The following is a 23,830-nucleotide window of genomic DNA, read 5'->3' as shown; positions in this document are numbered from 1 at the left end:
TAAATTTAGTTATCAATTGGTGTAACTGTTTCCCAGTGACGACAAGATGGGCACTGCCATATTAATTTGTGACTTTGAAAACCACAATGATTACAACGGTATTTAAAGCCTTGTTTAAGCCTTTCATCAACAATATTGTAGAGTAGTTTTAAACTCTCTTTGCCATTTCCTTCTTCTACTTCATCGATTTGGTATTGAATAAAACGATGAAAAATTCGCATAGTTGGACGTTTTTCAAGTTGATGGTAAAGGTATTTTTTTGCGGCTGTGGTACCAGATTTTTGTTCAATATAGCGAGTAAGCGTTAACGTCACCTCACTATTTACTTTTTGTTCATGTAATTTAAGAAGAAATAGCTCTAAGTCTTGGTGATTCGGCAGTTGTTGATAATAATTTACCAATGCCGGAAGTGATTCACTAACGTAAGAAATGTTTTGTTCTGCAATGTGTTCTAACGTTTTGATCGCTTGTTTGTGATCGTTTTGTAAGGCATATTCATCAGCTAAAATTAGTGAGGCTCGCACACAATTTGGGGATACGATGAGCGCTTTGGTTAAATAAGAGATGATTTGTTGACGATTTTTCTTTTCTTCTTGTTCTTGTTGAAGCGCTAATTCGCAATAATAATGAGAAAGGGCAATATTATTTTCAGATTGTGTAAGTTTGCGATAGCGTTCACCAACATTAATAGCTTTATGCCATTCTTTAGTCCGCTGATAGATATTTGCTAATTCATGTAATGCATTTTCAGCATAATCAGGTTCATCACTTAGCTCTTGATATAATTTTTCTGCACGATCTAGAAAACCGATGAACATAAAATCTTTAGCCAGTTGTTGTTTAGTCAGTAATTTTTGTTCATAGGTGTAATTAGGGTTACTATCAATGTTTTGATGAATACGTAGCGCACGATCTACTTCTCCTCGAGAACGAAAGAGATTACCTAATGTAAGTTCAGCTTCAAATTGGGAGCTATTGTCGATAGCATTTTCTGATTCTTGTTTCTCTAACATTTTCAAAAAAAGATCGACAGCTTTCTCTTGTTGATTAGAAAGCAAAAAATTTACCCCTGTCATATAATCACGGGATAATTTATTACTAATTTCTTCTTGATCTTTTTTCGCACTTCTATGCCCCATATACCAGCCATAAGCAGCTGCAATCGGCAACAGAAGAAAGAGAAGTTCTAGCATTATGCGTTTTTATCTTTTGCAGTCATTAGCTCATTAATCTGTTGTAGTTGTTTTTTGATTTGTCGATTTAAGGCAAGATTTTTCATTTTGAGTTTAAGGTAGAAGAAACCTGTGACTAACCAACCAAGCAAGAAACCAAAACCAAATAAGAGTGCAACAAGAGAAGAAAGTTGGATATTGCTCTTAGCAATGATGTAATTAATTGCAATGACTTGATCGTTATTCGCACCAACGGTAATGCCGACGATAATTAAAGCAATAACGATAACGAGCGTTAGAATATATTTTAATTTCACGTTGCCCCCTAAAGATAAATAGATTTAAAGATAGTTCATTATGCCAAAAATAGCGAAACTATAATAGTAGAATTCTGAATTTAAGCGGCTTAAGTTTATAGAAATTAAAAGACAATGCTGTTAATTAAGGAAAAAATTAACAGCATTTAGTTTGATAGGATCATATGAATCACATTTAGTTATCAACACGTTCGCGCAATTCTTTACCAGCTTTGAAATGCGGAACTGATTTCGCTTCAAGACTAACTTGAGAGCCAGTTTTTGGGTTGCGTCCTGTACGAGGTTGACGATAACGTAAGGCAAAACTGCCAAAACGGCGAATTTCAATACGATCTCCCTCAGCTAAAGTATTTGAGAGATGTTCTAAAATTTCTTTAACAGAGCCTTCGATTTGTTTAATCGGCATAGCAGGATGACGATTGACTAATTTTTCAATTAATTCTGACTTTGTCATGTTAGTATCCTTCTGTAAAATCGCAGAAAATCCGATATGCAAGCATATCGGATTTTTATTTCAATCAATGAATGATCTTAGCGATTATTCACCTTTTGCTGCTTTGAATGCTTCAGCCATTGCGTTAGGAATAACAACTTCTTCTTGTTTGTTATTTACGCTTGCTAATGCTGCTGCTTCTTCAGCTTCGTCTTTCGCACGAATTGATAAGTGAACAATACGAGCTTTACGATCAACACCAGTGTATTTAGCTTCAACTACATCACCAACATTCACATCGCCGTTAAGATCTGCAGTACGGATATAACCTTCAACACCATTGTCTAATTCAACTTTAACGCCTTTAGAATCAACTTCAGCAACTTTCGCACTTACAACACTACCTTTTTTGTTTACAGCAACGAAGTTATTGAATGGATCTTCTTCAAGTTGTTTGATACCTAAAGAAATACGTTCTTTAGCTGCATCAACTTGTAATACGATCGCTTCTACTTCATCACCTTTTTTGTAGTTACGAACAGCTTCTTCGCCTGGAACATTCCAAGAGATGTCCGATAAGTGAACTAAACCATCAATACCACCTTCTAAACCGATAAAGATACCGAAGTCAGTAATTGATTTGATCTTACCTTGAACACGGTCACCTTTGTTGTGAGTGTCAGCAAATTGTTGCCATGGATTTGGTTTGCATTGTTTTAAACCTAAAGAAATACGACGACGTTCTTCATCGATTTCTAATACCATAACTTCAACTTCATCACCTACGCTAACTACTTTAGATGGGTGGATGTTTTTGTTAGTCCAATCCATTTCTGAAACGTGAACAAGACCTTCAATACCATCTAAAATTTCAACGAAGCAACCATAGTCAGTTAAGTTAGTTACTTTACCAGTTAATTTGCTGTTTACTGGATGATTTTCAGCGATTGCTGCCCAAGGATCTTGACCTAATTGTTTTAAGCCTAAAGATACACGGGTACGATCACGGTCGAATTTTAATACTTTAACAGTGACTTCATCACCAACATTTACGATTTCACCTGGGTGTTTAACACGTTTCCAAGCCATATCAGTGATGTGTAATAAACCATCAACACCACCTAAATCAACGAATGCACCGTAGTCAGTTAAGTTCTTAACGATACCTTTAACTTCAGCGCCTTCTTGTAAGGTTTCAAGTAATTGATCACGTTCTTGGCTGTTTTCAGATTCGATAACTGCACGACGAGAAACAACTACATTGTTACGTTTTTGGTCTAATTTAATTACTTTAAATTCTAATTCTTTACCTTCTAAGTGAAGAGTATCACGCACAGGGCGAGTATCCACTAATGAGCCAGGTAAGAATGCACGAACACCATTCAACTCAACAGTAAAACCACCTTTTACTTTACCATTGATTAAACCAACAACAGTTTCTTGATCTTCGTATGCTTTTTCTAAGGCAATCCAAGATTCGTGACGAACTGCTTTTTCACGAGAAAGTTTAGTTTCACCGAAACCATCTTCAACAGCGTCTAACGCAACTTGAACTTGATCACCAACTTGAACAGTGATTTCACCTTGTGCATTTTGGAATTCTTCAGCAGGGATAGCTGCTTCAGATTTTAAACCAGCATCAACGAAAACGAAACCTTTGTTGATAGCAACAACGGTACCAGTAACAATTGAACCTTGACGAGTTTCAAGTTCTTTTAGTGATTCTTCAAAAAGTTGAGCAAAAGATTCTGACATATAAATTAATCTTCAATAAGTTAATAACGACCGTTTAAAATCCTATTAAACGGGGCTGATAATAATTGTTTATCCATCCGTGAATAAACACACAAAAAATGATTTATCCCAAATGAGGGAGTCGCTGGCGAATATGATGTAAAGCCAACGAAAAAACTTCATTTATAGAAAGGGAAGATGAGTCTAATAGAATCGCATCGTCCGCTGGAACAAGCGGCGCTACCGCACGATTTCTATCACGATAATCTCGTTCCTGAATTTCGGATAAAATCTGGGCAAAATTACCATTAATTCCCTTTTCCTGCAACTGTTTTAAGCGTCTTTTTGCACGTTCTTCTGCGGTAGCATCAAGAAAAAATTTAATTTGTGCTTGTGGGAAAACTACCGTCCCCATATCACGTCCATCAGCGACTAACCCCGGTTCCACAGCAAAATCACGCTGCTTTTGTAATAACGCCGCACGAACATCCGGAAATACAGCAATTTTGGAGGCATAATCCGCAACTTGTTGAGTGCGAATGATGTTACTCACGTCTTGCTGATTTAATAATGTGGTTACGCCATTTTCATTTGCAATAAAGTGAATTTGAATAGATTTAGCTAATTGAGTAATAGCGGCTTCATCGCTGAAGTCAATCTGATTTTGTGATACGGCTAAACCAAGAATACGATAGATAGCACCAGAATCTAAAAGGTGAAAACCGAAATGTTTGGTTAATGCTTGGCATAAAGTTCCTTTACCAACACCACTTGGGCCATCAACCGTAATAATTGTTGCTGTCATAACTTACTACCTAGGTAAATATAAAAAGATGCCGCACAAATGTTTGTGCGGCGAGATGAATAAATTATACAGATTCTTCTGATAGCGGGCAAAATTATTTATGCTGTGCTGATGTATGAGATTCAAAATGGCTACTTGGTGTAAGGTATTCCTCACGGTTTGGATCAACTAATTTCGATTTTTTGATCATTTTTTCAATTGTTACACCTTGTACCAAAATTGAGAAAACAACGACAGCATAAGTCATCACTAGGATGATATCTTTAACATCAATACCATTCACAAAGACAGTTTTGGCTGGTAATGAAAGTGCCATTGCAAGCGCTAATCCACCACGTAAACCACCCCAAGTCATAATTTTGAGCGTATAAGGGTTATAGGTACGGAAGAATTTTAAAACAGAATATGGAATCCATAGACTGAGATAACGCGCCGCCAAACAAACAGGAATCGCTAATAACATCATCAAGAAGCCTTTAAAGGTAAAGTCAATTAATAATAAAGCGAATCCGATGAGGAAGAATAGTAATGAGTTTAAGAAATGATCGATCATCTCCCAGAAGTGGTCAAGATAGCGTTGACTTTGTTCTGAGAAACCACGGTGACGTGTCCAGTTCCCAACCATAATTCCTGCAACTACCATTGCTAATGCCCCAGAAACACCTAGCATATTTGCCAACATAAAACCAGCTGTTGGAATAGTCAAAGTAAGTAGGATTTCCAAGCTACCATCATCGGTTGATGAAATGAGGAAGTGAGCAATGATACCGAGAATAAAACCGAATAAGATTCCACCAATCGCTTCATGTAGGAATAAATGTAAAACTTCACTAGCGGTCATTTCTTCAGTGCTAAAGGCTACCGTAAAAATAGTTACGAAAATTACTAAACCAACACCATCATTAAATAATGATTCACCTTCTACTTGCATAGATAAGCGTTTTGGTGCACGTAAATTTTTAATAATAGCTAATACAGCAATTGGGTCGGTAGGCGAGATTAATGCTCCAAACAATAAACAGTAAATAAAATCAATTGGTAAGCTAATTAAGTTAGCAACTAAGTAAATTAAAGCACCGACAATAAATGTAGAGGCTAATGTAGAGAAGAGCGCAAAGATGGTGATTTCCCATTTTTGATCCCGCAAGACAGGAATTTTAATTCCCAATGCACCTGCAAATAATAAGAAACCTAAGATTCCATCGAGTAAGAAACTTTTAAAGTCAATTTTTTGCATTACTTCAATAGCAATGGAGTCAATCTGGAACCACCCCAAATAACCAAGTAAAAGTAATAGCAATGAACCCACCATTGCTGCAGCAGTAATGGCGATAGTAGATTGAATTTTATCGCTAATTTTACTAGTTAAAAAACCAAGTATGATAGAAATGGCGGATAAAAAACAAATATAGGTATAAATGCTCATAATAAGCCTTCTTGGGTAAAGTCATTAACGCGCGCTATTAAAGCAATTCATTGGTGAGAAGTAAAGTGGTAGTATGTAGGTATATTTTAAAATTTTTTTAGAAATTATGAAAAAATTGGTTAAGAAAGGTTCTGGTATTGTCTTGATATTGATCGCCATTTGTTGGTTTTTAATACACTCTTTGACAATTTATCCATCACCACAAACGACATTAATCACATCAGCAACTAAAGTTGAGGCGGTTGTTTTGTCGCAAGATGATAAAAATGCGATTACTTGTTATCAACCAAGCTTGACTACCAAGGATATAACGCAAAATCATTTACGTTTATTGGTTTGGAATCTGCATAAGGGATTAGATAAAGGTTGGCAGCAAGCCTTAACTGATTATAGTGAATTCGCGGATTTTGTTTTATTACAAGAAGCAACCAGTGAACAACAATTACCAACATTACTGCCAAATTTATCTAATCAGCTTTTTGCCATGCCTTTTGCCTATCGAGGTGTACATTCTGGGGTGGCGTTATTAACAAAATTTACGCCACAATCTTATTGCAGTGCATCTGTGGCTGAACCATGGATTCGTTTTCCTAAAGCAAGTATTAGTTCGTTGTATCCATTAGCCAATGGACAGTCTTTATTAGTGATAAGTGCACATTTGATTAATTTTGAATTAATTCCTGATGCCTATCAGCAACAGTTACAGCAACTCTCTCAACAAGTGAAATGGCATACGGGGCCGGTCATCTTAGCTGGGGATTTTAATGCTTGGAGTGAAGAAAGAACGAAACTACTGCGAGATATGGCACAACAATTGGGATTAGTCGAGGTGAAATTTGAACCAGATTATCGAGTTCGCTTTAATCAACATCCTCTCGATTATGTGTTTGTACGAGGAATGAATGTGATCCAAGCTAAAACAGAAGAGAATAAAGCATCAGATCACAATCCATTATTATTAGAATTGTCGTTCCAATAGTTACAACATAAAGCGTTCAAAGATTTCAGGTAAATGTGCAATTAATGTAGATTTACCTGCAATGTTTTCGTTTTCCCAAGCAGCAATTAAAATTTCTGGCGTAAATTGCTGTGTTGCTAATTCGGCAAGAGGTTGGTAACTGATATGCCAATATTCAGTACCAATTCTTTTATTAGCGGGGATATCTACAAACGGCAGGGTAAATCCATATGTCGCCATATTTTCTAATAGAAATTCAACTAAAGGAAAGAAATAACCACCTGGTTGATATTCTTGTGGTTCCAATAGCAATGATTGTCCGTCAGGCAATAAATCTGGATCAAAAATATCAATTTCAGTTCCCCAATGATGGCGACTTGCTCCCGGCATTGTTGACCAACGTAAAATAGCCTCACATTTTTGCCAATCATTAAACATAGAAATATTGATGTTATTACCATATTCATCATGAACCTTTCTTACGCCATTAAATTTATGATTCCAGATCCATTGTTGGCGAGCAAAATCACGAAAACTACTTGCGGGTTGTAAATTAAATCCAGCCTGTTTTGCTGCTTGCTGCAAAGCCAGAAAGGCTTGTACAGCTTCTTTTTGTAGAAAATGAGCTGTCGAGTGAGCTAATGGTAACGGGGATAAATGTTGGCGAGATTTCCCTGTTAGGCAGTCAATAGATAATGACATTAAATTATTCTCCTAATAAAAGTTGGAGCATTCTAACATGGACAGCAGTAAGTGTAATTAAATCTTTACAACTGACACATTCATCAATGCGGTGGATAGTTTTATTCAATGGGCCTAATTCAACTACTTCAGCGCCTATTAGCGCAATGAAGCGTCCATCAGAAGTCCCACCACTGGTTTCTAATGTTGGTGTAATATTCGCAATTTCTTGTAATGCACCAACAACGGCATCAACTAACTTGCCTTTTGCAGTAAGAAATGGCTGCCCAGAAAGCCACCATTCAAGACGATATTTTAGGTTTTGTTGCTGTAATAGTTGTTCTACACATTGTTTAATTTTGTCGTCAGTGGTTTCGGTATTAAAACGTAAATTAAATTGGATATAGAGTTCACCAGGAATTACATTGTTTGAACCTGTACCAGCATGAATATTGGCAATTTGCAAACTAGTCGGTGGGAAAAAATCATTACCTTGATCCCATTGAATATTAACGAGGTCTTGAATAAAAGCAGCTGCTTTGTGAATTGGGTTATCTGCTAAGTGTGGATACGCTACATGACCTTGAATACCTTGAATATAGAGATTTCCAGTAATTGAACCGCGACGACCATTTTTCACAATATCACCTAGTTTTGCGGTACTGGAAGGTTCACCAACTAAACAGTAATCAACTTGTTCACCACGTGCCATTAAGGCTTCAACTACTTTAACTGTGCCATCTTTTGCTGCCGCTTCTTCATCAGATGTAATTAAAAATGCAATTCGCCCTGGATGTTGAGGATATTGTTGTACATATTGTTCAGCAGCCACAATCATTGTGGCTAATGAGCCTTTCATATCTGCTGCACCGCGACCATAGAGAAGATCATCAACAATTTCAGCAGAGAAAGGTGGGTAATGCCATTGTGTTTCATCTCCAGTTGGAACAACATCAGTATGCCCAGCAAAAACAATTGTTGGAGCAGAATGACCGTGTGTTGCCCATAAGTTTAAGGTATCGCCAAAAGGCATCCATTCAATTTCAAAGCCTAATTTAGTTAAACGTTCAGCAATTAATTGTTGGCATCCTTGATCGTCTGGACTAATAGATGGACGACGAATTAATTCTTGTGCAAGAGAAATAACAGGTTGATTCATTATTTGACTCCAAAAGCAGTAGCATATTGCTTTTCATTAAATCCGATTAATTGAAGATTTTGTTCTAAGATAATAGGGCGTTTAATCAATGTAGGTTGATTAAGTAATAATGTGATGACATTATTTGGATTTAATTGTTGTTTGGTTTTCTCATCAAGATTACGCCAAGTTGTACTACGCTTATTCACTAAGGCTTCCCAACCAAAAGAATTGATCGCTTGTTGTAAAAAATCTGCGGTAATTCCTTGCTGACGATAGTCATGCAGTTCAGCATCAATATGATGTTGTTGTAGCCAAGTTAACGTTTTTTTCACAGTATCACAGTTTTTAATTCCATAAACAGTTAGCATAATAATCCTATAAATAGAGGTTTCGGTTATTGAAAAACGCTCTATACTAACAAAGAAATTTCCTACAAGGAAACAGACCAGATCATTTTAATAGGAGAAATAAATGACACAACACATTGATAAACTTGCATGGATTCTATTAGATAATCGTCGTGTATTAATGACTCGATCTTATGGTAAGGATCAATATTATTTACCGGGCGGAAAAAGAGAAGCGGGAGAAAGCGATCAACAAGCATTATTGCGAGAAATTAAAGAGGAGCTTAATGTTGAGTTATTACCAGAAACGTTACAATTAGTAGAAACATTCCAAGCTCAAGCACATGGTAAAGCAGAAGGTGTAATGGTGATTATGCGTTGCTACCAAGGTGATTATCGAGGCGAGCCAGCAGCGAGTGCAGAAATTGAAGAAATTCGTTGGCTAACTACGAAAGATAAAGCAATTTGTTCACAAGCAGGGTGTTTGGTGTTGGATTATCTGTTTGAACATGGATTAATTGATTAGAGAGATAGAATAGAGTGGCAAAATACCACTCTTTTTTAATCTAAAAATTGATAAACAATCTGATGTTGATAACGTCTATTAGCTTTCTGAATACCACCATATTGATACCATTCAGGATGGTTTGGTGCATCAGGAAGTGCTTCTGGTTCTAAAGCGATAGCTTGATGGTTTTGATAAATACCAGAATGACTAGGGTTTCCAGCAAGGAAATTACCTGTATAAACTTGAACTGCCGCTTGGTTAGTAGAAAATAACAAAGTTAAATCACCAGAAGCAGAAGTCAATTTTGCTGCTGGTTTTAATTCACCTAACTTACCTTGTAATAAAAAAGCATGATCATAACCACCAACGGCTTGTTGATCGTTATCTTGTAAGAAATCTTGTGCAATTTTCTTTGGTTGACGGAAGTCAAAATGACTATTTTCAACTTTTGTTAATGGGCGATTTGGAATACCTTGTGGATCAACAGGCAGATAATAATCAGCGAATAGTTGGAGCTGATGTTGGCGAACGTCAGATAGATGACCATCTAAATTAAAGTAAGCATGATTGGTTAAATTCAATGCAGTATCTTGATCGCTAACCGCAGTTAAAGTTAAGACTAACCGATTATCTGCCATTAACTGATAAGTTGCTTGTACAGAAAGATTTCCTGAAAAACCTTGATCGCCATCAGCTGAAAAGAGTGAGAGTGTGACTTTATTGTCATTTACTTGTTCAATTTGCCAACGGCGTTGATCAAATCCTTTACCGCCATGTAGGGTATGGCGGTTTTGTTGGTTTTTCACAATATGTTGTGTATAGCCATTTAAACGAAACTTACCTTGATTAATACGATTAGCAAAGCGCCCAATAGTTGCACCAAGATAAGCTTGATTATTGGCTAGTTGTGATAAAGGACAGCTACATAATGTTTCACGAAGTTTACCTTGCACAGGAACAATAACAGAGAGTAACGTTGCACCCCAATCAGTTACTTTTACTTGCATACCACAGTTATTACGTAGGGTAATGACATGATAGGGGTGTTGATCAGGTGCAACAATACGACTTGTTATTAACATACATGAACTCCTTGTGATGCAGTACAAACGTAAAAGTCCTCTTTTAATCCTGTTTGTTTTTCATAGTTGTCTGCAATCATTTTACGAACAACATCTACTCGATCATGAGGTGCAATAGCAACAATACAACCACCAAAACCGCCACCTGTCATACGCGCGCCACCTGTTTTGCCAATAGCTACTTGTGCCAGTTCAACTAAGTAATCAATCTCAGGCACAGTAATTTGGAAATCATCACGCATAGAGTTGTGAGATTGCGCCATTAATTCACCTAAGTAACTAATATTATTATGTTTTAATGCTTCCACTGCTTCTAGAACACGTTGGTTCTCGGTAACAATATGTTTTGCGCGTTTGTAGGCGAGTGGGTTAGTCGCTTTTAACTCAAAGCCTTTAGTTTCAAATTGTTCAAGTGTGACATCCCGTAAGGCTTTAACCCCAAAAAATGCTGCCGCTTGTTCACATTGTTGGCGGCGAGTATTGTATTCACCATCAACTAAATCATGTTTTACGTGTGAATTGATGATCATAATCGCTAAGTTATCAGGAATTGGTGTTGGCACAGTATCTAAGCTGCGACAATCGATCATAAGCGCATGATGTTCTTGCCCTAAAGCAGAGATGAGTTGATCCATATTGCCACATTGACAACCTACGAAAATGTTTTCTGCTTTTTGACCAATTAAAGCAATATCGGTATTAGTTAATGGAAGTAATCCTAGCTGTTGACAGAATTTGCCTGTGGCGACTTCTAATGCTGCGGAAGAACTTAAGCCAGAAGACTGAGGAACATTACCACTAACGACCAAATTTGCCCCTTGCTTAAATTCAGGATACGCTTGTTGAATAAAATGAACGACACCACGAATATAATTACACCATTTGCGTTCAACAGGTTTGATTTCCTCTAATAATGAAAATTGATCCATTTCATTTAAGTCTGCGGCAAAAAGATGGAATTGATGATCGCTACGCGGATTTCCACAAATTGATGTACCGTAATTGATCGCACATGGCATAACAAACCCATCATTGTAATCAGTATGTTCTCCTATGAGATTAACACGACCTGGTGCATAAACTTGTAAAGTTGGTTTAACAGCGAAATACTCAAGAAAAACTTGTCTAGATTGCTGAATTGGATTCATAAATTCCTCACTTGATCAATTTGTTTGGCTATAGTGGATAGTAGGTAACGCAGCAAGGCGTGCAGCAGCTTGCTCGGCAGTTAAATCACGTTGTGATTCAGCTAACATTTCATAACCGACCATAAATTTACGTACTGTTGCTGAACGTAAAAGTGGTGGATAGAAATGGGCGTGTAACTGCCAATGTTGATTATCCTCTTGATTAAATGGTGCACCATGGAAGCCCATTGAATAAGGGAATGAAGTAGAGAATAAATTATCGTATTTTGTTGTAAGTTGTTTAATCGCTACCGCTAAATCATCTCGTTGTGCTGCTGTTAAATCGGTTAAACGTTTCACGTGTGCTTTTGGTAATAATAAGGTTTCAAATGGCCAAACTGCCCAGAATGGCACTACTGCAACCCAATGTTCAGTTTCTACAACAATGCGTTCTTTGCGTTGCAACTCTTGTTGCACATAATCGACCAATAATACAGAACCATGTTGTTGTAGATATTGACGTTGCATAAGATCTTCTCGGGCGATTTCATTTGGTAAAAAGCTATTTGCCCAGATTTGTCCGTGAGGGTGTGGATTAGAACACCCCATTGCAGCGCCTTTATTTTCAAATATTTGTACCCAAAGGTATTGCTGTCCAAGTTCTAGTAATTGTTCTTGCCATACTTTGATCACTTCAACAATTTCTTGTGTTGTTAATAAAGGTAATGTCTTGCTGTGATCTGGTGAAAAGCAAACAACACGACTTTCTCCTGTTGCCTGAGAAACTTGGAATAGCGGGTTATCACTGGTTGGTGGTGTTGGTGTTTGATTCAACAATGCTGAAAAATCATTTTTGAATACAAATGGTTTAGTGTATTGGGGATTTTGTTCGCCAGTAATCCGTTTATTCCCTGGACAAAGATAACAAGTAGGATCATAACTCGGTTTTTGCTCATCTGCTGTTTTTTCTTGTTGTCCCTGCCAAGGGCGTTTTGCTCGATGCGGTGAAACTAATACATATTCACCTTTTAATGGATTATAGCGACGATGTGGGTGTTCTGTTGGATCAAATACATCACTCATGAATAATTCCTCACACTAAAATGAAAGCGTTTGCAAATTTTCTGCGTAAGATACCAATTATTTGCATAATAAACTGTTATCTAGATCACAAAAAGAACATATTTATCCCTATATTGGCTAAATTAGCGTTATTATTTAGCAAAATAATGTAACAAAGTCATTGATGGGTTAAAAATATGGTAACAATTCGTGATGTCGCTAAATTGGCTGGTGTATCAGTCGCCACCGTTTCTCGGGTATTGAATAACCATGAAAGTATTAGTGAAAAAGCAAAAAATAAAGTATTACAAGCAGTTACAGAATTAAATTACCAACCAAATGCGAATGCACAAGCTTTAGCTTCACAAAGTATTGACACTATTGGTGTTGTTGTAACTGATGTAACAGATTCATTTTTTGCAATTTTAGTTAAATCAGTTGATCAAGTTGCTGAAAAATATCAAAAAAATATTTTGATTGGGATTGGCTATCACAATGCAGAGAAAGAACGCAAAGCAATAGATAACCTTTTACGTAAACGTTGTACCTGTTTAGTGGTGCATGCTAAAGCCTTATCTGATGAGGAGTTAGCAAATTATTTGCGTACAGTGAAAGGGATGGTGATTATTAATCGAATCATTCCTGGCTTCGAACACCGTTGCATTGGTTTAGACAATACAAAAGGTACTGAAATTGCAACAGAAACATTGATTAAATGCGGGCATCGGAGCATTGGTTATATTGGTTCTAATCATCCAATTCATGATGAAACAGATCGTTTACAAGGCTATTTGAATATGTTGCAGAAATATAATCTACCTATTCGAAAATTAGCCATTACAAAAGGGTCACCTAATTTTGAAGGTGGTGAAGAGGCGATGATTAATTTATTAAGCTATAACAGTGACTTAACTGCTGTCGTTGCTTATAACGATTCTATGGCTTCAGGGGCAATGTCCGTATTAAGTGAAAACGGTATTATTGTGCCAAAAGATTTTTCTGTGATTGGCTTTGATGATATGCCGATTGCAAACCATTTAATCCCCAAATTAACAACAATTAGGTATCCTATTGATTTAATGGCGAATTATGCTGCTGAGCTGGCTTTGAGTTTAGCTAATGATGATGAAAACTTGCCAAAACCGATACAGTTTAATCCTACTTTAGTTAGACGTTTTTCTGTAGAAAGACGACAAAAATAAAAAAATTTGTAATGGAGTTACATTTTTGTGAAACCGATCACATCAAAGGACAAAAAAAATCGGTATGCTATAAACAGTTATATTTCTGCAAGAGTGGTATGGAAAGATAACAAGACAGCTGGTTAATTCGCTAACGAGCTGTTATATGAAGGAAAGTTGTTAACTTTAACACAATGAATTTCCAGTAAAATTACAATCAGGAGATCTGTATTATGAAGAAAATTGTATTAAGTGCGATTGCTTTATCATTAGGCTTAGGTTTAGGTTCTGTAGCACAAGCGAAAGATGTTCGTATCGGTGTAACCATTTACAAATATGATGACAACTTCATGTCATTAATGCGTAAAGAAATTAATAAAGATGCAGAACAAATCCCAGGCATTAAATTATTAATGAATGACTCTCAAAACGCACAATCAATCCAAAATGACCAAGTAGATGTTCTACTTTCTAAAGGTGTTAAAGCATTAGCAATCAACTTAGTTGACCCTTCAGCTGCACCAACCATTATCGCTAAAGCTAAACCAAGCAATGTACCAGTTGTTTTCTTCAATAAAGACCCAGGTCAAAAAGCTATTGATAGCTATGATAAAGCGTTCTTTGTAGGTACTGATCCGAAAGAATCTGGTGTAATCCAAGGTGATCTTATTGCAAAACAATGGAAAGCAAATCCAGATTGGGACTTAAATAAAGATGGCAAAATCCAATTTGTATTATTAAAAGGCGAACCAGGTCACCCAGATGCTGAAGCTCGTACTAAATATGTTATCGAAGAATTAAATGCAAAAGGCATCCAAACTGAGCAACTCTTCTTAGATACTGGTATGTGGGATGCGGCAATGGCTAAAGATAAAACTGACGCATGGTTATCAAGCTCAAAAGCTAAAGATATCGAAGTTATCATCTCTAACAACGATGGTATGGCAATGGGGGCGTTAGAAGCGACTAAAGCACACGGTAAAAAACTACCAATCTTTGGTGTTGATGCATTACCAGAAGTATTGCAATTAATTAAGAAAGGTGAAATTGCAGGTACCGTATTAAATGATGGTGTTAACCAAGCGAAAGCAGTTGTAGAACTTTCTAACAACTTAGCACATGGTAAAGAAGCTGGTGAAGGTACTCAATGGAAAATCAACAATCGTTATATTCGCGTTCCATATGTTGGCGTAGATAAAGATAACTTAGGTGATTTCTTAAAATAATACCGTGATGTAGTTCCTAGAGGGGAGAATCTCCCCTCTTTCGTTAGTTTGGGGTTAGATATGTCAATGCAAGTCGAAAACCGAAGTGAAATACTGTTAGAAATGAAGGACGTCAGTAAGTCATTTCCCGGTGTGAAAGCGCTCGATCATGCAAACTTAACGGTACGTTCATATTCCGTGCATGCATTAATGGGTGAAAATGGTGCAGGAAAATCAACATTACTGAAATGTCTGTTCGGTATTTACGCCAAAGATGAAGGTGAAATTCTTTATCTCGGAAAAACAGTTAATTTTAAAACATCGAAAGAAGCATTAGAAAATGGGATTTCTATGGTGCACCAAGAGTTAAACTTGGTTCGCCAAAGTAGTGTAATGGATAACCTTTGGTTAGGTCGTTATCCACTTAAAGCTGGTTTAGTCGATCATGGTAAAATGTATCGTGATACAAAGGCAATTTTTGAAGAGTTAGATATTGATATCGATCCAAAAGAAAAAGTTGCCAAATTATCTGTTTCACAAATGCAGATGATCGAAATTGCAAAAGCATTCTCTTATAACGCAAAAATTGTGATCATGGATGAACCAACTTCGTCGCTTTCTGAAAAAGAAGTTGATCACTTATTTAAAATTATTGATAAATTAAAGAATCGTGGTTGTGGAATTATTTATATTTCACACAAAATGGATGAAATCTTCAAAATTTGTGATGAAGTCACTATTTTACGAGATGGTAAATGGGTAAATACAGTTGCAATTAAAGATACCAATATGGATCAATTAGTTGCAATGATGGTGGGACGTGAGTTAACGCAACGTTTCCCTGAAAAACATAATGTACCAAAAGAAACTATCCTCACTGTAGAACATTTAACTGCGAAAAACCAACCTTCTATTCAAGACATTAGTTTTGAACTTCGTAAAGGCGAAATTTTAGGTATAGCGGGTCTCGTCGGTGCAAAACGAACAGATATTGTTGAAACTATTTTTGGTATTCGTGAAAGAAGTAGCGGTACGATTAAATTGCATGGTAAAGAAATGCGTAATCGTAGTGCCTTAGAAGCGATTAATAATGGCTTTGCGTTGATTACCGAAGAACGCCGTTCAACTGGTATCTATGCTAACTTGAGTATCGAATTTAACTCATTGATTTCAAATATGAAAGCGTATCTAGGCAAATTTGGCTTGTTGAGTACAGCAAGAATGAAAAGCGATACACAATGGGTAATTGACTCAATGAATGTAAAAACGCCATCTCATCGTACTAATATTGGTTCATTATCTGGTGGTAACCAACAAAAAGTAATTATTGGGCGTTGGTTATTAACTCAACCAGAAATCTTAATGATGGATGAACCTACACGTGGTATTGACGTTGGGGCGAAATTTGAAATCTACCAATTAATGATGCAGTTAGCTGAAAAAGACAAAGGAATCATCATGATTTCTTCTGAAATGCCTGAACTGTTAGGGGTAACAGACAGAATCTTAGTAATGAGTAATGGTCGTGTTGCAGGTATTGTCGAAACTGCAAAAACTTCACAAGAAGAAATTTTGCAACTTGCTGCAAAATATTTATAAGTTGATAAAAGGATTGAATTATGGCTGGTATTCAACAAAAAAAATCACTAGATTTTATGAAACAAAATGCAATTTATTTTGTTCTTTTAATCTTGTTAGGGGTGATCGTTTCTCAAGATGATACCTTTTTAAGTTTACTAAACTTCAGTAATATTCTAACTCAATCATCTGTTAGACTTATCATTGCATTAGGTATGGCAGGTATCTTGATTACACAAGGTACAGACTTGTCAGCTGGTCGCCAAGTTGGTCTTGCAGCGGTAGTTTCAGCAACTATGCTTCAAGCGTTAGATAATACTAATCGTGTATTCCCAGATCTCGCTGAAATGCCAATTCCAGTAGTTATTTTAATTGTTTGTGCTATTGGTGCAGTAATTGGGATGATCAATGGGTTAATTGTTGCTTATCTTAATGTAACACCATTCATCGCAACTTTAGGTACAATGATTATCGTCTATGGTACAAACTCCCTTTACTATGATGCAGTAGGTTCTTCTCCAATTGCTGGGTTTAGTAAATCATTCTCAGAATTCACACAAGGTTTCTTCCAACTTGGTGAATTTAGACTTTCTTACATCACAATTTATGCTGCTATTGCCGCTTTCTTTGTTTGGATTATTTGGAATAAAACTCGTTTTGGCAAAAATATGTTTGCGATTGGAGGCAATCCAGAAGCAGCAAGAGTATCTGGTGTAAACGTTGCTCGTAACTTAATCTTTGTTTATGTTCTTGCTGGTGCATTCTATGGTTTTGCAGGTATGTTAGAAGGTGGTCGTATCGGTAGTGCAACAAATAACTTAGGTTTTATGTATGAGTTGGATGCAATCGCTGCGTGTGTGGTTGGTGGTGTATCTTTTGCTGGTGGTGTGGGAACAGTAATCGGTGTTATCACTGGGGTAATTATCTTTACTGTTATCAACTATGGTTTAACTTATATCGGTGTTAACCCGTATTGGCAATATATCATTAAAGGTACCATTATCATCTTAGCGGTAGCGATTGACTCATTGAAATATGCTAAGAAGAAATAATAGATAGAGTATTTTGTAAGTTCCTTAATTAAGTTTATTGTCGGTTTACTGTACCCCAACTCTGGGATTATTCCAGAAAGTGAGGTGCAGTTTTTTATGATTATTAAGGGTTAATTAAATTAATCTATCCATCTAGAAAAATTGATAGTATGCTTATTCCACTGATGATCAGTTATAGGTGAATCTTATGAAAAAAGTATTACCGCTTCTTCTTTCAATATCGGTTCTTGCTGGTTGTGCGTTATCGCCAGAAGAACAACGTGCAATAGAACAAGAAAAAATTCGTAAACAACAAGCCTTGCAAGTATCGTTAGCAAAACAGTGCGATGAAGAAACGGCTTATTTAATGAAGCGTCAATTTGATCAAGATATTGGGTTAACTGCACAACAACAAAAAGCGTTTAAGGAAGAATATACTAAGAAAGTAAATGATCCTATGTTCCAAGCTTGTTATAAGTTGGCATTACAAAATTATATGGCAGAACAACAGATTAGACAGATGGAAATTGAACGGCAGTTTTATGAAGATTATCCTCCTTATGATTTGGGACCTCGTTGGCGTAGAGGACATTGGTAATAATTTAAATGAGCAGAATAAAATCCCACAGTAAAGTGGGATTTTTTATGCTCTTAATCATTCACTATTAATGAAATGATGTAATCCTATAAAACAACCACGAATAGTAGGTTTTGTGATAAATATAAACAGAATAAAAGGTTAGTAACCTAAGGTTGCTCCATCAGGATTACGTGGGTCTGAAGCGCCATAGAAACCGTCATCTTTAGCTTGAATAATTTGTACACGTCCCATAGTTGCTTTAGTTATTACTTTATAACCTTGCTTTTCAAGCAGGTGAATAGTATCTGGACTGATTCCTTCTTCAATACGCAATTCATCAGGTAACCATTGGTGATGTACACGTGGTGTCATAATTGCTTCAGCAACATTCATATTGTAATCAATAGTATTTACAATACTTTGTAATACAGTGGTAATTATACGTGCTCCACCTGGGCTGCCTGTGACTAACCAAGGTTTATTGTCTTTCATTACTAAAGTTGGTGTCATTGATGACAATGGACGTTTTTTCGCTTCAATTGCATTTGCTGTGCCACCGATTAAGCCGAAGGCATTAGGAACACCTGGCTTAGCGGAGAAGTCATCCATTTCGTTATTCAGTAGAATTCCAGTCCCTTCAGCTACGATACCAGTACCAAAATTAAGATTTAAGGTATAGGTTACGCCAACAGCATTACCAAATTTATCCATGACAGAGAAATGCGTGGTTTGATCACTTTCATATGGTTGTGGTTTACCCGGCTTAATCGTACTTGAAGGTGTGATTTTATCGTCAGAAATTTTTTGTGCTAGTTCATCAGCATATTTTTTCGAGATAAGCCCTTTCAGTGGAATTTTAACAAAGTCAGGATCGCCTAAATATTCGGAACGATCAGCATACGCTAATTTCATCGCTTCAGCATAATGTTGAATAGCTTTAGCACTATTTGCACCACACTCATTTAATGGATAACGTTCTAAGATATTAAGAATTTGAATTAAGTGTGCGCCGCCAGAACTTGGTGGTGGCATAGTAACAATCTTATAGCCTCGATATTCTCCAGTAACCGGTTTTCTCTCTACAATTTGATACTCTTTCATATCTTGCGTCGAGATAAGTCCACCATGTTTTTCCATCTCTTTTACGATTTTTTCAGCAATTTCGCCTTGATAAAAAGCCTTTGATCCTTGTTTCGCAATCAATTTTAACGAGTGAGCCAGATCTTTTTGAATTAAGCGATCACCACTTGCTAACGGTTCGCCATCTTTAAAGAAGATTGCCTTGGTACTTTCCCATTTACCTAAATTATCTTTTTCAATTTTAAGCGTATCTGCTAACGTATCACTGACAATAAATCCTTTTTCAGCGAGTTTTATTGCAGGTTGGATAACCTTTTCTAAAGGCATAGTGCCCCATTTTTTCAAGGCATACTCCATACCAGCAACTGTGCCAGGAACACCTACGGCAAAATGCGTAAAGAGAGATTTACCATCAACAACATTACCTTTCTCATCTAAATACAGGTCTTTATGTGCTTTTAATGGGGCAACTTCACGGAAGTCGATAGCAAAATCTTCACCGGTTTTGGCATCATGTAACACCATAAAACCACCGCCACCAATATTTCCCGCGTTAGGTAAAACAACGGCCAAAGCAAAGCCTACAGCGACAGCTGCATCAATGGCATTTCCACCTTCTTTTAAGATTGATAATCCTACCTCAGTAGCAAGATGTTGCTCAGTTGCAACCATACCGTGTTTGGCATAAATAGGATGGAAAATATCTTTACTACTATCATAACGTTGTGCTGTGGCAGTTGTTTGTGTGGTTGCACTAACCGGTTGAGTATTTGCTTCAACATTTAAAGTAATGAGTGGTAGTGCGATCAACAACGAGAGTAAGCTCTTTTTATAGAGATAGGATTTTTTCATATTAAATTTCCTTATATGAGTAGGTGAAAGGAAATTTATTTGTAACAAATTGTTTACAGTTTAGCAATATAAAAAATAAAGGGGAGATTAAATTAATTTAGAAAAATAAAACAGGAATATTAATCGATTGATTAGTGGATTAAGAGTCATAAAAAAACTGCCCCGTAGGGCAGTTTTTAATATAGCTATCAGATTACATAGTTTGAGTGAAAGTACGAGTAATTACGTCTTGTTGTTGCTCTTTAGTTAAAGAGTTAAAACGTACTGCGTAACCTGAAACACGAATGGTTAATTGAGGATATTTCTCAGGATTTTCCATCGCATCTAATAACATTTCACGATTCATAACATTAACGTTTAAGTGTTGACCACCTTCAACAGTTGCTTCGTGGTGGAAGTAACCATCCATTAAGCCTGCAAGGTTACGTTTTTGAGCTTCGTAATCTTTACCTAATGCATTTGGTACGATTGAGAAGGTATAAGAAATACCATCTTTAGCATACGCAAATGGAAGTTTTGCAACAGAAGTTAATGATGCTACCGCACCTTTTTGGTCACGACCGTGCATTGGGTTAGCACCTGGTCCGAATGGTGCACCTGCACGACGACCATCAGGAGTATTACCAGTTTTCTTACCATAAACAACGTTAGAAGTAATGGTTAATACAGATTGAGTAGGAACTGCATTGCGGTAAGTTTTAAGTTTTTGAATTTTCTTCATGAAACGTTCAACTAAATCACAAGCGATTTCATCAACACGGCTGTCGTTGTTACCGAATTGTGGATATTCACCTTCAATTTCGAAGTCAATAGCAACATCTTTCGCAACTACATTGCCGTCTTTATCTTTGATATCACCACGAATTGGTTTAACTTTCGCGTATTTGATTGCAGAAAGTGAGTCAGCTGCAACAGATAATCCAGCAATACCACAAGCCATAGTACGGTAAACATCACGATCATGTAATGCCATTAATGACGCTTCATAGCTGTATTTATCGTGCATATAGTGAATGATATTTAATGCAGTCACATATTGTTTTGCTAACCAATCCATGAAGCTATCCATACGAGTCATTACATCGTCGAAGTCAAGGTATTCAGTTTTGATTGGTTCAGTTTTTGGACCAACTTGCATACCATTTTTCTCATCAATACCACCGTTGATAGAGTAAAGCATGGTTTTTGCTAAGTTTGCACGAGCACCGAAGAATTGCATTTGTTTACCCACAACCATTGGGCTTACACAACAAGCAATAGCATAGTCATCGTTGTTGAAGTCTGGACGCATTAAGTCATCGTTTTCATATTGAACAGAAGAAGTATCAATAGAAACTTTTGCACAGAAACGTTTGAAGTTATCTGGTAATTGTTCAGACCAAAGAATTGTCATATTTGGTTCTGGAGATGGACCCATTGTATAAAGGGTATTTAAGAAACGGAATGTATTCTTAGTTACTAAAGTACGACCATCTAAGCCCATACCACCAAGAGATTCAGTTGCCCAAATTGGGTCGCCAGAGAATAATTGATCATATTCAGGAGTACGTAAGAAACGTACCATACGTAGTTTCATGACTAAGTGGTCAATTAATTCTTGAGCTTGTTCTTCAGTAATTTTGCCTGCTTTAAGGTCGCGTTCAATGTAGATATCTAAGAATGAAGATACACGACCGAAAGACATTGCTGCACCATTTTGTGATTTAACAGCAGCTAAGTAACCGAAATAAGTCCATTGAACTGCTTCTTTTGCATTGGTAGCTGGACCGGAAATATCACAACCGTAAGTTGCAGCCATTTGTTTGATTTGGCCTAATGCACGGTGTTGTTCAGCAATTTCTTCACGTAATTGAATAGTCATTTGTAAATCTTCGCCATTTTCTAAGCGAGATTGAAGTGAAGTAAATTGTTTGAATTTATCAGCCATTAAGAAGTCGATACCGTAAAGTGCAACACGACGATAGTCACCAATGATACGACCACGACCGTAAGCATCTGGTAAACCGGTTAACACACCAGATTTACGGCAGCGTAAGATATCTGGAGTATAAACATCGAATACGCCTTGGTTATGAGTTTTACGATATTCTGTGAAGATTTTTTTCACTTGTGGATCAAGTTCACGACCATAAACTTTACATGAACCTTCCACCATTTTGATACCACCGAATGGGATGATTGCACGTTTTAAAGGTGCATCAGTTTGTAAACCAACGATTTGTTCTAATTCTTTCTCAATGTAACCAGCTGGGTGAGAAATGATTGTTGATGGAATATCAGTATCGAAATCAAGAGGTTCGTGAGTACGGTTTTCTTCTTTGATTCCTTCCATTACTTTATTCCAAAGCTTAGTAGTTGCAGCAGTTGCACCAGCTAAGAATGATTCATCACCTTCATAAGGAGTGTAGTTGTGTTGAATAAAATCACGCACATTCACATTTTGTTGCCAGTCGCCAGCTTCAAAACCAGCCCATGCTTTTTGTTGTTGCTCAGTTAGTTGAGTCATAATCATTTCCTTCATTAAATGAATAATAAAAAATAAATCTTTAGTGCGCTTTGGCTAAGAAGCGATGGAATAAGCCAATACAAATCGCACCACCAACAATATTACCTAAGGTCACTGGGATAAGGTTTTTCACTATGAAGTGATAAAGATCGAGATCAGCATATAGTGAAGCATCAATACCCAAGTGTTGCCAGAATTCCGGACTGCTATAATGAGCAGTAATAATACCCATTGGAATCATAAACATATTTGCTACGCAGTGTTCAAAACCAGAAGCAACAAACATTCCAATTGGGAGAATCATAATAAATGCTTTATCTGTGACAGTACGGCCAGAATATGCCATCCAAATAGCAACACACACCATAATGTTACATAAAATACCAAGCGAAAATGCTTCAAGCCAAGTATGATGAATTTTATGTTGTGCAGTTTTTAGAATGGTTAATCCCCATTGACCATCTGCAGCCATTGTTTGACCGGCAAACCAGATTAAAGCAACGATAATTAAACTTCCTACAAAATTACCAAAATACACGACAATCCAGTTACGTAACATCTGGGTTGTGGTAATGCGTCCAGATGCTTTTGCAGTAACGGTTAAAGTGGAGGAAGTAAACAATTCTGTCCCTAGAATGACAACCATAATTACGCCTAATGCGAATACTAAACCGCCTACGAGTTTAGCAAGTCCCCATGAAGCATTATTTAATCCTGTTTGAGTGGTTGTATAAAAAACAAATGCTAATGCGATACATGCACCAGCAGAAATGCCAGAAGCAAAGGAAAGAAAAGGTTTTTTTTGTGCTTTATAAGCGGCAACATCTTCCGCAAGATTAGTCATCTCTGTTGGATTCAGTGCTACTGTTGTCGCATCTTTCATAAAGACGATTTCCTTTTTCAAAAAAATTTTATATTTTCAAAAAATTTAGGTAATTATAAAAATTTTTGAGAAAAATACATAGTAATTTTATGACTAGTTTTTGTTCTTTTGCATTGTAGTTGATACAGATCAAATTATAAA

General features: G+C 36.7%; 22 protein-coding genes. 7 read left to right on the top strand and 15 right to left on the bottom strand.

What is annotated here, in order from left to right; translation table 11 throughout:
• Window positions 1–5: 5 nt before the first annotated feature.
• The 6 genes from lapB to QV06_RS08795 form a co-directional block, all read right to left on the bottom strand.
• The gene (gene lapB, locus QV06_RS08820) at window positions 6–1,193 is read right to left on the bottom strand and encodes a lipopolysaccharide assembly protein LapB (RefSeq protein ID WP_065237821.1); all 1,188 of its coding nucleotides are present in this window, start codon (window positions 1,191–1,193) and stop codon (window positions 6–8) included.
• On the bottom strand, window positions 1,193–1,489 hold the full coding sequence (locus tag QV06_RS08815; RefSeq protein WP_065234491.1) for a LapA family protein: 297 nt from the start codon (window positions 1,487–1,489) through the stop codon (window positions 1,193–1,195). Before QV06_RS08815 ends, lapB begins: the two co-directional genes overlap by 1 nt.
• Window positions 1,490–1,664: 175 nt before the next feature.
• Window positions 1,665–1,943, bottom strand: a complete 279-nt coding sequence (locus QV06_RS08810; protein WP_065234490.1) for an integration host factor subunit beta — start codon at window positions 1,941–1,943, stop codon at window positions 1,665–1,667.
• An 84-nt stretch (window positions 1,944–2,027) separates the two neighbouring features.
• Window positions 2,028–3,677, bottom strand: coding sequence for a 30S ribosomal protein S1 (gene rpsA, locus QV06_RS08805; RefSeq protein WP_065234489.1), 1,650 nt, complete (start codon window positions 3,675–3,677; stop codon window positions 2,028–2,030).
• 103 nt (window positions 3,678–3,780) lie between these two features.
• The gene (cmk, locus tag QV06_RS08800; RefSeq protein ID WP_065234488.1) at window positions 3,781–4,461 is read right to left on the bottom strand and encodes a (d)CMP kinase; all 681 of its coding nucleotides are present in this window, start codon (window positions 4,459–4,461) and stop codon (window positions 3,781–3,783) included.
• Window positions 4,462–4,555: 94 nt separating this feature from the next.
• Entirely contained in the window at window positions 4,556–5,887 is a 1,332-nt protein-coding gene (locus QV06_RS08795) for a cation:proton antiporter (RefSeq protein ID WP_065237820.1), read from the bottom strand.
• 106 nt (window positions 5,888–5,993) lie between these two features.
• On the opposite strand from QV06_RS08795, the gene QV06_RS08790 reads away from it, so the two are divergent.
• On the top strand, window positions 5,994–6,866 hold the full coding sequence (locus QV06_RS08790) for an endonuclease/exonuclease/phosphatase family protein (RefSeq protein WP_065237819.1): 873 nt from the start codon (window positions 5,994–5,996) through the stop codon (window positions 6,864–6,866).
• On the opposite strand, the gene QV06_RS08785 is transcribed toward QV06_RS08790, so the two are convergent.
• The 3 genes from QV06_RS08785 to QV06_RS08775 are packed head-to-tail and all read right to left on the bottom strand — an operon-like array spanning window position 6,867 to window position 9,035.
• The gene (locus tag QV06_RS08785; protein WP_065237818.1) at window positions 6,867–7,547 is read right to left on the bottom strand and encodes a M15 family metallopeptidase; all 681 of its coding nucleotides are present in this window, start codon (window positions 7,545–7,547) and stop codon (window positions 6,867–6,869) included.
• Window positions 7,548–7,551: 4 nt separating this feature from the next.
• Window positions 7,552–8,685: a succinyl-diaminopimelate desuccinylase gene (gene dapE / locus QV06_RS08780; RefSeq protein ID WP_065237817.1), complete on the bottom strand. Its 1,134-nt coding sequence runs from the start codon at window positions 8,683–8,685 to the stop codon at window positions 7,552–7,554.
• Window positions 8,685–9,035, bottom strand: a complete 351-nt coding sequence (locus QV06_RS08775) for an ArsC family reductase (RefSeq protein ID WP_065237816.1) — start codon at window positions 9,033–9,035, stop codon at window positions 8,685–8,687. Before QV06_RS08775 ends, dapE begins: the two co-directional genes overlap by 1 nt.
• Before the next feature lie 103 nt (window positions 9,036–9,138).
• Here QV06_RS08775 and QV06_RS08770 point away from each other — a divergent pair, with 103 nt between their 5' ends.
• Window positions 9,139–9,540 (top strand): NUDIX hydrolase, encoded by a 402-nt coding sequence (locus QV06_RS08770; protein ID WP_065237815.1) that lies wholly within the window; start codon window positions 9,139–9,141, stop codon window positions 9,538–9,540.
• Between the two features lie 35 nt (window positions 9,541–9,575).
• Here QV06_RS08770 and QV06_RS08765 read toward each other — a convergent pair whose 3' ends face one another.
• The 3 genes from QV06_RS08765 to galT are packed head-to-tail and all read right to left on the bottom strand — an operon-like array spanning window position 9,576 to window position 12,814.
• Window positions 9,576–10,604 (bottom strand): galactose-1-epimerase, encoded by a 1,029-nt coding sequence (locus QV06_RS08765; RefSeq protein WP_065237814.1) that lies wholly within the window; start codon window positions 10,602–10,604, stop codon window positions 9,576–9,578.
• Window positions 10,598–11,752, bottom strand: a complete 1,155-nt coding sequence (gene galK, locus QV06_RS08760; RefSeq protein ID WP_065237813.1) for a galactokinase — start codon at window positions 11,750–11,752, stop codon at window positions 10,598–10,600. The genes QV06_RS08765 and galK overlap by 7 nt, the downstream gene beginning before the upstream one ends.
• Before the next feature lie 15 nt (window positions 11,753–11,767).
• Complete coding sequence (gene galT / locus QV06_RS08755; protein ID WP_065237812.1) at window positions 11,768–12,814, bottom strand: galactose-1-phosphate uridylyltransferase; 1,047 nt, start codon at window positions 12,812–12,814, stop codon at window positions 11,768–11,770.
• A 176-nt stretch (window positions 12,815–12,990) separates the two neighbouring features.
• Here galT and QV06_RS08750 point away from each other — a divergent pair, with 176 nt between their 5' ends.
• From QV06_RS08750 to QV06_RS08730, 5 genes are all read left to right on the top strand, one after another.
• Window positions 12,991–13,995 (top strand): substrate-binding domain-containing protein, encoded by a 1,005-nt coding sequence (locus QV06_RS08750; protein WP_065234478.1) that lies wholly within the window; start codon window positions 12,991–12,993, stop codon window positions 13,993–13,995.
• Between the two features lie 212 nt (window positions 13,996–14,207).
• Window positions 14,208–15,200 carry a galactose/glucose ABC transporter substrate-binding protein MglB gene (gene mglB / locus QV06_RS08745; RefSeq protein WP_065234477.1) on the top strand — a complete coding sequence of 331 codons (993 nt, stop codon included), beginning with the start codon at window positions 14,208–14,210 and terminating at the stop codon, window positions 15,198–15,200.
• Between the two features lie 60 nt (window positions 15,201–15,260).
• Window positions 15,261–16,778 carry a galactose/methyl galactoside ABC transporter ATP-binding protein MglA gene (gene mglA / locus QV06_RS08740; RefSeq protein ID WP_065234476.1) on the top strand — a complete coding sequence of 506 codons (1,518 nt, stop codon included), beginning with the start codon at window positions 15,261–15,263 and terminating at the stop codon, window positions 16,776–16,778.
• 20 nt (window positions 16,779–16,798) lie between these two features.
• A complete protein-coding gene (gene mglC, locus QV06_RS08735; protein ID WP_065237811.1) occupies window positions 16,799–17,809 on the top strand; it encodes a galactose/methyl galactoside ABC transporter permease MglC in 1,011 nt (336 codons plus the stop codon).
• Window positions 17,810–17,996: 187 nt separating this feature from the next.
• On the top strand, window positions 17,997–18,386 hold the full coding sequence (locus QV06_RS08730; RefSeq protein WP_082985078.1) for a hypothetical protein: 390 nt from the start codon (window positions 17,997–17,999) through the stop codon (window positions 18,384–18,386).
• A 141-nt stretch (window positions 18,387–18,527) separates the two neighbouring features.
• On the opposite strand, the gene ggt is transcribed toward QV06_RS08730, so the two are convergent.
• From ggt to focA, 3 genes are all read right to left on the bottom strand, one after another.
• Complete coding sequence (gene ggt / locus QV06_RS08725) at window positions 18,528–20,300, bottom strand: gamma-glutamyltransferase (protein WP_082985077.1); 1,773 nt, start codon at window positions 20,298–20,300, stop codon at window positions 18,528–18,530.
• 193 nt (window positions 20,301–20,493) lie between these two features.
• On the bottom strand, window positions 20,494–22,806 hold the full coding sequence (pflB, locus tag QV06_RS08720; RefSeq protein WP_065237809.1) for a formate C-acetyltransferase: 2,313 nt from the start codon (window positions 22,804–22,806) through the stop codon (window positions 20,494–20,496).
• Between the two features lie 40 nt (window positions 22,807–22,846).
• Window positions 22,847–23,689 (bottom strand): formate transporter FocA, encoded by an 843-nt coding sequence (focA, locus tag QV06_RS08715; protein ID WP_065233909.1) that lies wholly within the window; start codon window positions 23,687–23,689, stop codon window positions 22,847–22,849.
• Between the last annotated feature and the right edge of the window lie 141 nt (window positions 23,690–23,830).

The organism is Gallibacterium genomosp. 3 (genome assembly GCF_001678475.1).
Taxonomy (GTDB): Bacteria; Pseudomonadota; Gammaproteobacteria; order Enterobacterales; family Pasteurellaceae; genus Gallibacterium; species Gallibacterium faecale.
The sequence above is the reverse complement of the archived record's forward strand: the minus strand, read 5'-3'. Positions and strand labels throughout refer to the sequence as shown.